This window comes from Galbitalea sp. SE-J8 (assembly GCF_030345695.1).
Taxonomy (GTDB): domain Bacteria; phylum Actinomycetota; class Actinomycetes; order Actinomycetales; family Microbacteriaceae; genus JAUASV01.
On the sequence record NZ_JAUASV010000020.1, the window covers coordinates 33,443 to 46,663 of the forward strand.

At 74.5% G+C, this 13,221-nt stretch carries 11 protein-coding genes; 6 read left to right on the forward strand and 5 right to left on the reverse strand.

Going from position 1 to position 13,221, the window contains the following annotated elements; all coding sequences use genetic code 11:
* Positions 1-38 precede the first annotated feature (38 nt).
* On the forward strand, positions 39-1,469 hold the full coding sequence (locus tag QT381_RS12500; protein WP_289249361.1) for an HNH endonuclease signature motif containing protein: 1,431 nt from the start codon (positions 39-41) through the stop codon (positions 1,467-1,469).
* A 109-nt stretch (positions 1,470-1,578) separates the two neighbouring features.
* Positions 1,579-2,757: an MFS transporter gene (locus tag QT381_RS12505; protein WP_289249362.1), complete on the forward strand. Its 1,179-nt coding sequence runs from the start codon at positions 1,579-1,581 to the stop codon at positions 2,755-2,757.
* Between the two features lie 112 nt (positions 2,758-2,869).
* Here the strand turns inward: QT381_RS12505 and QT381_RS12510 are convergent, their stop codons facing one another.
* Positions 2,870-3,805: an AraC family transcriptional regulator gene (locus QT381_RS12510; protein ID WP_289249363.1), complete on the reverse strand. Its 936-nt coding sequence runs from the start codon at positions 3,803-3,805 to the stop codon at positions 2,870-2,872.
* A 195-nt stretch (positions 3,806-4,000) separates the two neighbouring features.
* On the opposite strand from QT381_RS12510, the gene QT381_RS12515 reads away from it, so the two are divergent.
* Positions 4,001-4,201 carry a hypothetical protein gene (locus QT381_RS12515; RefSeq protein WP_289249364.1) on the forward strand — a complete coding sequence of 67 codons (201 nt, stop codon included), beginning with the start codon at positions 4,001-4,003 and terminating at the stop codon, positions 4,199-4,201.
* A 268-nt stretch (positions 4,202-4,469) separates the two neighbouring features.
* Positions 4,470-7,118: an Ig domain-containing protein gene (locus QT381_RS12520; RefSeq protein ID WP_289249365.1), complete on the forward strand. Its 2,649-nt coding sequence runs from the start codon at positions 4,470-4,472 to the stop codon at positions 7,116-7,118.
* A 141-nt stretch (positions 7,119-7,259) separates the two neighbouring features.
* Here QT381_RS12520 and QT381_RS12525 read toward each other — a convergent pair whose 3' ends face one another.
* Positions 7,260-8,522, reverse strand: coding sequence for a carboxypeptidase-like regulatory domain-containing protein (locus tag QT381_RS12525; RefSeq protein WP_289249366.1), 1,263 nt, complete (start codon positions 8,520-8,522; stop codon positions 7,260-7,262).
* An 83-nt stretch (positions 8,523-8,605) separates the two neighbouring features.
* Complete coding sequence (locus tag QT381_RS12530) at positions 8,606-9,058, reverse strand: MarR family winged helix-turn-helix transcriptional regulator (protein ID WP_289249367.1); 453 nt, start codon at positions 9,056-9,058, stop codon at positions 8,606-8,608.
* A gap of 119 nt (positions 9,059-9,177) precedes the next feature.
* Here QT381_RS12530 and QT381_RS12535 point away from each other — a divergent pair, with 119 nt between their 5' ends.
* Positions 9,178-9,801: an NADPH-dependent F420 reductase gene (locus QT381_RS12535; protein WP_289249368.1), complete on the forward strand. Its 624-nt coding sequence runs from the start codon at positions 9,178-9,180 to the stop codon at positions 9,799-9,801.
* A gap of 53 nt (positions 9,802-9,854) precedes the next feature.
* On the opposite strand, the gene QT381_RS12540 is transcribed toward QT381_RS12535, so the two are convergent.
* Positions 9,855-10,211, reverse strand: coding sequence for a hypothetical protein (locus tag QT381_RS12540; RefSeq protein ID WP_289249369.1), 357 nt, complete (start codon positions 10,209-10,211; stop codon positions 9,855-9,857).
* Positions 10,212-10,213: 2 nt separating this feature from the next.
* Positions 10,214-12,052, reverse strand: a complete 1,839-nt coding sequence (locus QT381_RS12545) for a DEAD/DEAH box helicase (protein ID WP_289249370.1) — start codon at positions 12,050-12,052, stop codon at positions 10,214-10,216.
* A gap of 162 nt (positions 12,053-12,214) precedes the next feature.
* Between QT381_RS12545 and QT381_RS12550 the strand changes: the two genes are divergently transcribed.
* Positions 12,215-13,216, forward strand: coding sequence for an SDR family NAD(P)-dependent oxidoreductase (locus tag QT381_RS12550; RefSeq protein WP_289249371.1), 1,002 nt, complete (start codon positions 12,215-12,217; stop codon positions 13,214-13,216).
* Positions 13,217-13,221 lie beyond the last annotated feature (5 nt).

The window sequence follows — 13,221 nt, forward strand, 5'->3', positions numbered from 1 at the left end:
ACAAAACGGATGTCGGTGGTGCCTGTCATCGTGTCCGCATGACCCCGGCAGACGACCTCGTCGCGATCGCGCGCGACTCCCTCGCGCGCCTGGCGCGCCTCGCGGGGGAGTCGGTCGCGTCGGCCACGGACACCGAGCTCGTGGGCCGCGTGGTCGCGCTCGAGGAGGTGCAGCGCGTGCTCACCGCCGCGCAGGTCGCGGCCGCCGCGGAGGTCGAGGCACGCAGCGCCCACGAGCTCGGTGACGCCGGGCTGTCCTATCGCCTCGGTCACCGTCGGGGCCGCGACCTGCTCGCGCAGCTGACCCGCGCATCCGCCGGCGATATCGCGCGTCGTCTCGCCGTCGGCCGTGCGACGCGACCGAGCTCCGACCTGCTCGGCGCGCCGCAACCGCCGCGCCGGCCTCACCTCGCCGCCGCGCTCGAGAGCGGTGACGTCGGGATCGACGCCGCCCTGGCCATCGACCGCGCGCTCGCCGAGGCGGAGCGAGCCGATCCCGAGCCCGACGCCGTCCGGGCCGCCGAGGGCGAGCTGGTCAGGTCGGCGGGCGAGTGCCCGGCCGACTACGTGCGCGACGAGGCGCGGGTGTGGCGCGAGTGGCTCGACCCCGACGGCATCGAGCCGCGCGAAGAGCTCATCCACGAGCGGCGGCGCGTCCGTCTCGGCCGCGAACGCCACGGGCTCACGCCGATCAGCGGCGACCTCGACCAGGAGCTCGGCGCGCTGCTGCGGTCGGCCTTCACCGAGTCGCTCGGCGGCGACGCGGCCCCGCGCTTCCTCGCCGCCGACGACGCCGCACCGCAGCTCGACTGCGACGACGGCACCGTCATCCGCGCCGACGACCCGCGCACCCGCGAGCAGCGGCAGCACGACGTCCTGCTCGGACTGCTCACGGCCGGGTCCCGCGCCACCGTCGACGATCTGGGCGGCGGCGCATCGCGCCCGCTCGCGACCGTCATGGCCACCATCGCGCTCGACGACCTGGTGGCCGTGCGCGGCGGCGGCACGCTCTCCGACGTCGACGACCCGGTGTCCGCGGAGACGATCGCCGCTCTCGCCTGCGACTCCGGCTTCCGCATCTCGGTGACGGACGGCGCGGGGTGCCCGCTCGACGAGAGCCCGCGCCTGCGCTTCTTCACGGCGACGCAGCGTCGCGCCCTCGCGATCCGCGACGGCGGATGCATCTGGCCGGGCTGCACGGCGCCGGCCGCGTCGTGCCACTCCCACCACGTCGTCTTCTACTCGCGCGGCGGGCGCGCCACCGTCGATAACGGGGTGCTGCTCTGCCCGGCCCACCACCGGATGCTGCACCACAGCGACATCGAGATCCGCATGGTCGCGGGGCGTCCACGCCTGGTCGCACCGCCCGGCTACCGCCTCGGACGCATGTCGGTGCGCTCTCGGCCCCCGCGTCGTCCGCAGTCGACGGCGGACGTCCGCGACCCGATCCCTCGGAGCCGGACGGGGTAGGGCGCCCGTCCGACCGGGTCCAGCGCTCGCGGTTCGGCCGTGGTCGCCCGGTCAACGTCGCGCGACGCCGCATCAACCTCCGGCCGTGCGTCTCCGCCAGGCTGAACGCGTGACCACCGACGCCATCCCCGTCCAGCCGGCAACGGCATCCGCCACCCGCGCGACGCGCGCCTGGCCGCCCGTGCTCGCCCTCGCATCCGGAACCGCCGTGCTCGTGACGAGCGAGTTCCTGCCCGCGGGCGTGCTGCCGACGATCGCCAGCGATCTGAACGTGAGCGTCGGCACTGCCGGCTGGGCGGTGGCCGTCACGGCGATCGCCGGGGCCGTCATCGCGCCGACCATCGCGGGGCTGCTGCCCCGGGCGGACCGTCACCGGGTGCTCGTCGCGCTGCTTCTCGCGGGCATCCTCGCGAACGTCGTCGTCGCCCTGTCGCCGAACTTCGCCGTCATGCTGCTCGGGCGCCTCGTGCTGGGAGCCGCGCTGTCCGGGTTCTGGGCGTTCGCGTTCGGGGTCGGCGTGGGCGCGGTGCCGGGGCGGGATCGCCTCGTCTCCACCGGGCTCTCCTTCGGCGTCAGCTTCGCCACCGTGCTCGGCGTTCCGGTCGGGGCCGCCGTCGCCGACGGAATCGGCTGGCGCGAATCGTTCTGGGGCGCCGCCGCGCTGTGCGCGCTCTCCGCGCTCGCGGTCGGGATGCTGCTTCCGGCGTCTCCGGCACACCCGAGCGCCGGATTCCGGATGCTGGCACAGGCCGTCGCCCGTCCGCGGCTCATGCTCGGCATCCTGTTCATCACGCTCGCGGCGTTCGCGAACTTCATCGCGTACCCCTACATCCGTCTCGCGATCGATCGGGTGGACGCATCCGTCACCTCGCCGCTGCTGGTCGGCTGGGGCATCGGCGGACTCATCGGCACGCTCGTCGCCGGCGCGCTCGGCGGGCGACTGCGGGTGCTCGCCGCGGTCACGCCGATCGTGCTCGCCGTGGCACTGGTCACGACCGCCGCCGCGTCGACGACGCCCCTGCTCGTGGTGGGCGCGGTGCTGTGGGGGTTCGCGTTCAACATCGTGCCCGTGTTCGGCACGCTCTGGGTGACACGCGCCGAGCCCGAGCGCGCGGAGTCGGCCGTCGCGCTCAACGTCACCGCGTTCCAGGTCGCGATCACGGTCGGCGCGGCCGTGGGCGGCGCGATCGTCGACTCCTCGGGCGTGCAGCCGACGCTCATCGTGGGGGCGGTGGCCGCCGTGCTCGCGGGGATCGGGTTCGCGGTGGTACGGCTGCCGCGCGCGTAATGCCCATCGCCGGTTGAGTAGCGGGCTCGCTCCGCTCGCCGCCTCCTCAGCCAGCAGAGGGGGCGGGCTCGCTGCGTTCGCCCGCTCCTCAGCCAGCAGGGGGGCGGGCTCCTCAGTTGGCGGGGACGAACGCGGCGGCGCGGGCGTCGCGCCAGGCCTGCGGGGCGGTGCCGTGGTGGGCCGCGAAGGCGCGGCTGAACGCCGCCGTCGAGCCATAGCCGACCGCGAACGCCACCGAGCCCACCGACGAGGTCGACGACGCGAGCAGGTCGCGGGCCGCGTTCATCCGCAGGTCGCGCAGCACGTCCGACGGCGGCTTGCCGAGCGCGGCCGTGAACCGGGCGGTGAGCGCCGAGCGGGACAGGTGCGCGATGCGCGCCATCCGTTCGAGCGTCCACGACTCGCCGGGCGCCCGCGTGAGCGCAGCGACGACGGACGCGACCGCGGCATCCGTTGCCCGGGCCGGCCCGCGCTCCTCCATCCACAGCGTGAGCATCGAGGCGCCGACGATGTTGGCGTAGGCGCGCGCCCAGATCGGGTTCGAGCACGCGCCCGACAGCGGGCAGGTCTCGAGCAGCTGCGGGATCGCCCGCTGACGCTCGGCGTACCCGCGGATGACGAGCGGGTTCGGCACGTGCGCGAGCGTCAGCACCGCGCGCAGGTCGGTCGTGACGATCTCGGTTCCGGCGCGCGCGATGACGCGGTGGACGGCACCGGGCGAGACGAGCGCGGCGTCGCCCCCGCCGAGCTCGAACCGCTCGCCGCCGACCCGCAGCTCGGCGGAGCCGGCCGCGACGAGCGTCCAGAGCGGGCCGCTGCCGACCGCGACCGCCGTGACCGCGTCGACCCGCAGCCGCTGCACGAGCGACATCTCCCACTCGCGGGCGTGCAGCGCCGCGTCGGACGGCGTCGCGCCGAACGGGGGAGCCTCTCGCAGCGCGATCACCATGCCGGAGCAACGGGCGGATGCCGCGCCGTATTCCGCGGGCGCGGCGCGGGCGCGAGCGCGCGGCGGGGAAGCGCGGGTCACGTCCACGGGGCTTGACATCGACTCAGCGGATCTCCAGGTCGCGATCCTGCCGCGCCCTCATGCGGATCCGCGCCCGCCGGCGACAGTGGCTCTTCGACACCCGGGGCAGATGCGCGATCGCCCGCTGATCATGTCGATCGCGCAGGGCGTGCTGTTCATCCCGGTGGTGCTGCTCGCGAACGCCGCCTGGGGCTCTCCGGGCTCATCTGGGCCATGACGATCACCGAGGGGCTGTGCTTCGTCGTCGCGGTCGCGTTGCTCGCGGTGCCCGCGAGGGCGGATGACGTGGCCGCCGTCGTGTCGGCCGCTGCGGGGGAGGAGGTCGCCGGCCCGGCAGTCGCCGGGGAAGAATCCGGAGCCGCGGGCGTCGGTGCCGCGGGAGCGCCGGACGCGGAGCGCGCCGTCGTGGCGTGATGCCGGTGCGGCGGCTTGGCGTGCGGCCAGCCGCGATGCCATGCTTGCAGAAACTGCACGGCATGCAGTGGATCGCGACGTGGGGAGACACAGCGTGGGGAGAGACAGCGCGGCGGAGCGCAGCATCGGGGAGCGTAGCGTCGCGGAGCGCAGCGCGAGGAAGCGCGTCGCCAGGGAACGCGGCGCTGGGGAACGCGGCGCCGGAGGACGCGGCGCCGAGAGGCGCGTCGAGCGCAGAGTTGGCCGGCCCGGCGGCCGGTTCGCAGCGGTGGCGAGCGTGCTCGTGGCGGCCGTGCTGGCATCCGTGCTCGCGGGATCTCCGTCGGCGGCCCGGGCGGCGACCGCGGTGACCGACCAGTCGTCGTCGTTCAGCGCCAGCGCCGTCCGCTACTGCAACACCGAGATCCGGCCGGGCCAGACCTTCCGAGCCGGGATCACGGGATGGCTCGACCAGGTCGACCTCCAGCGCCAGGGCGACGCGACGGTCATCCTGGTCTATCGCGCCGACGACGACGGCGTGCCCGACTGGTCGACCGTCATCGGCAGCGGCACGGTCCCCGCGACGAGCTCTCTCGACGTCGTGACTGCCACGCTGGTCGATCGGCCGCTGCTCGTCGCAGGTTCCCGCTACGCGTTCGAGCTCGGCGACGGCGCCTGCGCGGCGGGCATCGGCGTGCTGCTGCCCGGCTCATACGGCGACGGGTACAGCTACTCCCGAACGACGGCCGGGTACTACAACGACAACTCGCGAGAGTCCGACCTCAAGTTCACGACCCGGGTCGAGCCCGATCCGGACTACGTCGCTCCCGTCATCGCGACCGCGTCGCTCCCGGACGGCACGGTCGACGCGCCCTACGCGCAGCAGCTGGTCGCCACCGGCGACCCCGCGCCGACCTGGAGCATCGCCTCCGGGCAGCTGCCGGCCGGGCTCACCCTCTCGGCATCCGGGCTCCTCAGCGGCACACCGACGGCCGCGGGGTCCTCGACGCTGACCGTGGCCGCCGACAACGCGGGCATCGCGACGCGGGAGCTGAGCATCACGATCGGCCTCGCCGCATTCTCGAGCGTCGCCGACGTGACGATCGCGGGGACCGTGGGCTACGGGCAGACCGTGAGCGTCGGCATCCCCACGGCGATTCCCGCGGCGACGTCGTACAGCGTCGAGTGGCGCGACGGCGCCTCGGTCATCGCGGGGGCGAGCGGCCACGATTTCCCGATCCTCGACCCGGACCTCATCGGCCACGACCTCCGCGTCGCGGTCACGGCGTCCCGGGACGGATACCGGAGCGAGACGGTCGTCTCGCCCGCGGTCACGGTCGCGCCGCTCGCACCGACGATCACGACGACCGAGCTGCCGCGCGCCCGCGTCGGCGTGCCGTACTCGACGACCCTCACCGCGACGGGCGTGCCGGCCCCCGGCTGGAGCGTGGTCGACGGCCCGCTTCCCGCCGGTCTGAGCCTGTCGAGCGACGGACGGCTCACCGGCACGCCCGAGCGCTCGGGCGACACGGACGTGACGGTCCGCGCGGCGAACGGGCTGACCGCTGACGCCGTCCTCGGCATCCGAGTCGACCTCGGGCAGCTCACGTCCGCGGCCGCGCCCGTGATCTCGGGCACGGCGGAGTACGGCGCGACCCTCACGGCCGTGGCCGGGCCGGTCGTGCCGGACGCCGGCTCCGTCGACTTCGCCTGGTCGGTCGCGCAGGGCCCGGTCATCGGCACGGCGCCGACCCTGCCGCTCACCGATCCGCACCTCGTCGGCGCGGAGATCGTCGTGTCGGCGACCGTGCATCGCGACCAGTACGAGGACCGCACGGTGGTGAGCGAACCCGTGACCGTTCGGCCGAGTGCTCCCGGGATCACGACGACCGCGCTGCCGGATGCCGTCGTCGACGCCCCCTACTCCGTCGCGCTCGCCGCGACGGGAACGCCCGCGCCGCGGTGGACGATCGCGTCGGGCTCACTGCCCGCCGGCCTCACGCTCTCGGACTCCGGCACGGTCTCCGGCTCGCCTCGCGTCGCTGGGGACTTCGCCGTCACGGTGACCGCGGACAACGGCCGGCTCGAGACCGTGACCTACTCGGTGCACGTCGGGCGCGCGTCGTTCAGCGCGGCGCCGACGGTCGCGATCTCCGGCGACGCGCTCGTCGGAAGCGTGCTCACGGCGCACCCGGGCGCAGCGGTTCCGGCACCGGACACGACCGCGCTGCAGTGGTACGCCGACGGGATCGCGATCCCGGGCGCGACCGGCGCGACGCTCGTCGTGCCGGTGGAGCTCGTGGGACGGAGCATCGGCGTGTCCGTGATCGCCGGGCGCGCGGGCTACGCGGATGCGACGGCACGGTCCGCGGCCGTCGGCCCGGTCGCGCGTCCCGCGGCGGCGGTGCGCGTCTCAGCGCCCGCCTGGACGCTCGCCGGCACGAAGGCGCGCGTGCGTGCGACCGGACTCGCCGCCCGCGAGAGCTACACGGTGCGCGTCGGCGGCCGCGTCGTCGCGCGCGGCGCCGCGGACGCGCTCGGCCGCGTCGACACTCGGGTGACCGTACCGCCCGCGACGGCCGCCGGCCGCCGGACGGTGACGGTGGTCGGCGCCCAGGCCGACCGGCGTGGAGCGTCCACGACGCGCATCTACCGCGCCTCGGCGCCGCGCGTCGCGGTCGCGCACCGCTGGCTGCGCGCCTCGCGCGACGAGGTCATCACCGTGACCCGGCTGCTGCCCGGCGAGAGGGTGACGGCCGTGTACAACGGGCGGCGGATCTCATCGCGCGGTGCGCACGCCGACGCGTCGGGCCGATACCGGCTCTCGTTCGATGTCGGCACCCGATGGGGCGTGCGCACCCTCACGGTCTCGGCCGGCACGACGCGTCGCTCGACGTCCACGCACGTCGTGGTGAGCCCGTTCCGCGCCCTCGGATGACGCGCGCGCCGGCGGCTTCACGTTCGGGATGACGCGCGCGCCGGCGGCTTCACGTTCGGGATGACGCGCTCGTCGGCGGCTTCGCGTTCGGGATGACGCACGGCCGCCCGGCGCCCGCGGACCGGTGCCGGGCGGTGGCGCTCAGCGTCGCAGCGTGAGCGGGATCGAGCGCCCGCTGCGCTGGGTGTCGGCGGTCGGCGAGACGACGATGCGGAACGCGATCGCGCCGGGCGCGACCCCGGTGAACCGGGTCCCGAACGTGATTCGCCCCGAGGCGGGCAGCGTCCGCGACCCGAGCCTCTTCCTCCCGGCGAAGACGGTGACCCGCGCCCCCCGCACGCTCTGGTAGCTCTCCACCCGGATCGGGACGCGGAACGCCGCCCCCTTCTTCGGCCTGCTCGTCGGCACGGTGGCGACGATCCCCGGCTTCGCGATCCAGTCGGGGGCCATCGTGAGGGGCACGGCGAGATCCTCGACGCTCGACGTCTCGCTGACCGTGAGCGGGATCGTGACGGGGGCCGTGAAGCCGTCCCACGCGTGCTTCGGGCGCACCGTGAGCGAATAGTCGCCCGCGTCGAGCGCGCCGTAGTGGAACGTGCCGAGCGTGGAGCCGAGGTCGACGAGGGTGCCGTCCGCGCGTCGCAGCACGGTGGCGATGGCCTCGGGTGCGTGCGGCAGCGGGGCGGCGCCGTCGATGGTGACGTGCCCGTCGATGTGCGGCAGCTCGGTGAGCTGCGCGTCGTATCCGGCGAGCTGCTGCGCGTAGTCGAGATGGACGATCGGGCTCGCCGCCTCATCCGTCACGCCGCCGTACCACTCCTGCCGGTAGTCGCCCGACGGCGTGAAGTAGCGCAGCCGGTAGTCGCCCGCGCGCGCCTCGAGGGTGTAGCTGCCGTCCGCGGCGGTCTCGGCCGGGATGACTCCGTCGGCGAGCGAGCCGTCGGGCCCGCACGCCCAGACGAGGATGTTCGGCACGGGCTCGCCCGTGTCGTCCGTCACGCGGCCGCGCACGATCGATGCCGGAGGGAGCACGAAGTCGACGACGTACTTCGTGGCGGACACCCGCCTCGCGGTGCGCTGGTCGTTCGTCGGCGGCAGGTAGCCCTCGGGCTGACTGCGCAGATAGGCGGTGTTCACGTTCGCCCGCGGCACGCGGAGCGCGAACCGGCCGGTGCGGGAGGTGACGTCCTTGTCCCAGCTCGCCTCGACCTTCACGCCGGCGAACGCGACGCCGTCCGCGCCGCGCACGTGTCCCACGAGGGAGACGAGAGCGGCGGCATCCGCGGTCGCGGGCGCGACGAGAACGGATGCCGCGACCGCGGCGATCGCGACGGCGGCGGACACGAGACGGCGGAGCGGCCGCGAGCGCGCGGCGCCGGGCTCGACGGCGGTGTCGGAATGCATCCGGACAGTATGCGTCGACCGTCGCGCGGAGGTCGATCGTCGCGCCGGGAACGCTCAGGTCGGCGCTGACCCGCGGCGGGTGATCAGCGACCGGCCGCGCGCACGCGCCCGACGGCGCGCTCGAGGGTGCGGCGCGTGGCGTCGAGATCCTCGGGGGCGACGCCGTCGAAGAGCGTCGTGCGCAGCAGGTCGGTGTGGCCGGGGAAGGCGGCCGCGAGCACGGTGCGGCCCGCGTCGGTGAGAGCGACGTCGACGCCCCGTTCGTCCGCGGCCGAGGCGGTGCGCGCGACGAGCCCGCGTCGCTCGAGGCCGCTCACCTGGTAGGTGAGGCCGCTGCGGGAGTGCACGACGGCATCCGCGAGGTCGCGCATCCGCATCGGTCCGGGCGCGCCGCTGAGGGTCGCAAGCAGGCTGAACTGCAGCGCGGTCAGTCCGTGCTCGGCGAGCTGCGCCGCGACGGCGCGCTCGATCAGACCGCCCGCGGCGATGAGCGCGCGGTAGGTCGCGAGCTCGTCGGGCGAGAGCGAGCGGGCCACGGATGCCTCCGAACGGGTGCTCCGAAAATGTCGTTCGAATTGGAATAAGACCGCCGACGGGCGGGTTGTTCCAATTCAAATGATCCGGCACGGCGTCGGATCGCGGAAGGAGCACCACCATGCGTATCACCATCCTCGGCACCGGCACGGTCGCCACGACGCTCGCCGGCGGTCTCATCGCCGCGGGACACGACGTGGTCTTCGGCTCGCGCACGCCCGACGAGCCGCGCGAGCTGCCGGCCCCGGTGCGGGACCGGATCGCGGCCATCGACGGCGCCGACCTCGTCGTGAGCGCGCTCGCCGCATCCGCGTCGCTCGAGACGCTCAGCGAGCCCGCCCTCGCCGAGGCGCTCGCCGGGCACGTGCTGCTCGACCTCGGCAACGCCTACCGGCCGCCGTTCGAGCTCGTCTACCCGAACTCGAGCCTCGGCGAGAAGCTGCAGGCGGCGCTGCCGCGCACGCGCGTGGTCAAGGCGCTCAACACGCTCGGGCTCGCGGCCACCGTGAACCCGGAGGCGCTGCCGGCGCCGACGACGCAGTTCCTCTCGGGGGACGACGCCGCGGCGAAGGCCCTCGTGTCGGGGCTGCTCGTCGACCTCGGCTGGCCCGTCGAGCAGCAGATCGACCTCGGCGGCATCATCGGCGCGCGCGGGCAGGAGCACTACTTCCTGCTGTTCGTCGCCCTCATGCCCGTGCTCGCGACGCCGTACATGAACATCGCGGTCGTGCGCTCCGCGGGCTGAGGAGGCGCGTCGGCGCCGTCTCGGAGCCGCATCGTCTCGAAGCCCGCGCCCGGCTACGGTTCGTCGACGACCGCGACGAACCGCGAGCCGATGCCGTACTCCAGGCGTCGCGTGCGGCCGGGCGCGGGCTCGGGCAGCGCGCCGAGATCGTGGTCGTCGCACACGAGGTACGTCGCCTCGGACCACCACTTCTTCGGGCGCACCGTCTCGCCGAACCCGCAGAGCGCGCAGGTCAGCCCGACCCACACCGGCTTCGCCCCGCGGTTCGCCCGCGACTGCACGAGCCAGGCCGGCGGGTCGGCCTCGATCGCGGCGAGGTCGGCATCCGTCAGCTGCTTCGGCAGACCGTGCCGGGCCGCCTGCTCGGGCGTGATGTCGAGCCGGATGGCCGCCTCGTACCGCGTGACCACGCTCAGTATCGCGGCTTCCGCGGGCCGCGCTCGGGCGCGCCGGAGTCGGGACGGATGTCGATGAGCTTGCCGCTGATGCGCGTCGACGCGAGGCGGTCGAGCACGTCCCGCGACAGATCGCTCGGCAGTTCGACGATCGAGAAGTCCGGACGGATGTCGATGTGACCGAAGTCCTCGCGGCGGAGCCCGCCCTCGTTGGCGAGCGCGCCGACGATCTGCCGCGGTTCGACCCGCTGCCGGCGGCCGACCTCGATGCGGTACGTCGAGAAGCGCCCGCCGCTGTCCCGGGGGCGGCGCTCGGCGCGCTCCGGGCGGTCGCCCGGGAAAGACCGGCCCGCACGGGGGCTGTCGCGGTCGTCGAAGCGGTCGCCCGAGCGCTGCGTGCGGTCGGGACGTGCGCGATCCCCGGCCCGGTCGCGGTCGTCGCGGGGCGGCCGCGCCGACCGGCGGTCCTCCTTCGGGTCGAGCAGCAGCGGGGTGTCGCCCTGGGCGACGATCGCGAGGGCGGCCGCGACATCCGACTCGACGACGTCGTGGTGCGCCACGTAGTGCCCGACGATGTCGCGGAACCCGGCGATGCGCTCCTCCTGCGCGAGCGCCGCGGTGATCGCGTCGTCGAAGCGCGACAGCCGCGTCACGTTGACGTCCTCCGCGGTCGGGATGCGCATCTCGTCCATCGGCTGCCGCGTGGCCCGCTCGATCTGCGCGAGCAGGCGGCGCTCGCGCGGCGTCACGAAGCTGATCGCCGCCCCGCTGCGTCCCGCGCGGCCGGTGCGGCCGATGCGGTGCACGTACGACTCGGTGTCGATCGGGATGTCGAAGTTCACCACGTGGGTGATCCGGTCGACGTCGAGGCCGCGGGCCGCGACATCCGTGGCGACGAGGATGTCGAGCCGGCCGTCCTTGAGCGCCTCGACGCTGCGCTCGCGCTGCGCCTGCGGCACGTCGCCGCTGATCGCGGCGGCCGTGTAGCCGCGGGCGCGCAGCTTCTCGGCGAGCAGCTCGGTCTCGTTCTTGGTGCGGACGAACACGATCATCGCGTCGAAGTTCTCGACCTCGAGGATGCGCGTGAGGGCGTCCGTCTTCTGCGGGTAGGACACCATGAGGTAGCGCTGCGTCGTGTTCGCGCTCGTCGTGGTCTTGCCCTTGATCGTGATCTCTTCCGGATCGCGCAGGTACTTTCCCGAGATGCGGCGGATCGCGGCGGGCATCGTCGCCGAGAACAGGGCGATCTGCTTGTCGTCCGGCGTCTCGGCGAGGATCGTCTCGACGTCCTCCGCGAAGCCCATCTTGAGCATCTCGTCGGCCTCGTCGAGCACGAGGTACTTCAGCTCGGAGAGGTCGAGGGTGCCCTTGTCGAGGTGGTCCATGATGCGTCCGGGCGTGCCGACGACCACGTGCACGCCGCGGCGCAGCGCCGACAGCTGCGTGCCGTAGCCCTGGCCGCCGTAGACCGGCAGCACGCGCACGTCGCGCAGGTGCGCCGAGTAGCGCTCGAACGCCTCGCACACCTGCAGGGCGAGCTCGCGGGTCGGCGCGAGCACGAGCGCCTGCGGCGCCTTCTGGGCGAGATCGAGGCGGTCGAGCACCGGCAGCGCGAACGCCGCCGTCTTGCCCGTGCCGGTCTGCGCGACGCCGAGGATGTCCCGGCCGGCCAGCAGCGGCGGGATCGTGGCCGCCTGGATCGCGGACGGGGTCTCGTATCCGACGTCCGTGAGGGCGTCGAGCAGCGATGCCCCGAGGCCGAGATCGGCGAACGTGAGCGACGGCGCCTCGGCGACCGCCGCATCCGTCGTCGGGCTCGCGTCGGAGAGGGCGGGGGTGTCGTCGGTGGGGCTCACGCGTCAACGGTAACGCGCATCCCGGCCCCCGAGGTCGCCGGACGGATGCCGGCGGCGCTCGCTGCGTCCGCGCTGCATCCGCGCCGAATCGCGCCGGATTCGCGGCCCACGCGCGGCGCGCAGCCCCTACCGTGGGAAGCCCGACCCGCGAGGAGCATCCCGGTGACCGACGAGCCGACCGCACGCGAGACCACGCCCGCCACGATCACGCCGACGAGGCTCCCGTTCGGTCCGCACTGGAACGAACTCGACGTGCCCGACCAGACCGGGCGCACCGCCCTCGTCACCGGGGCGACGGGCGGGCTCGGCCTCCGGGTCGCGACCGTGCTCGCCTCCGCGGGAGCCCGCGTGCTGCTGGCGAGCCGCAACGCCGAGCGCGGGGAGCGCGCCCGGCAGCAGGTCGCGGCGGTCGCGACGGATGCGGCTCCCGAGGTCGTCGAGCTCGACATCGCGGATCCGGACTCCGTCGCACGCGCGGCCGACGACATCCGTCGGCGCACCGGCGACCGGCTCGACCTGCTCGTCAACAACGCGGGCATCATGGCCCCGCCGCTGCGCTTCGCCGACGACGGCACGGAGCTGCAGTGGGCGACGAACGTGTTCGGGCCGGCGGCGCTCACCTGGCGGCTGCTGCCCGCGATCGAGCGGGTCTCCGGCAGCCGCGTGGTGTTCGTGAGCAGCATCGTGCACTTCCGCGGCCGGTTCGACGCGCTCCGGCTCGAGCGCGACGGCGAGGGCCTCGACTACTCGCCGTTCGCGTACTACGCGCGCACGAAGCTCGCGGACCTGCTGCTGTCGCGCGAGCTGGAGCGGCACTTCCGCCGCACGCGGGCGTCCACGATCGCGCTCGCCGCGCATCCGGGGTTCTCCTCGACGGGCCTCGTCGACGCGACGGTCGCCGACCGCCCCGCGTGGCTGCAGACCGTCGCGAGCCGCGGCACCAGGCTCACGGGCCAGCCCGTGGAGGCCGGCGCGCTGCCGCTGCTCTACGCCGCGACGGCGACGGGCGTGCGGGGCGCGCAGTACTACGGCCCGGCCTGGGCGTTCGAGAGCCGCGGGCCGGTGACCCGCGCGGCGCGCAGCCCCTCCTCGCGCAGCGACGAGCTCGGCGCGCTGCTGCTCGGGTTCGTGTCCCGCCGGGTCGGGCTCGACGCGCCGCGCTGAGTCGC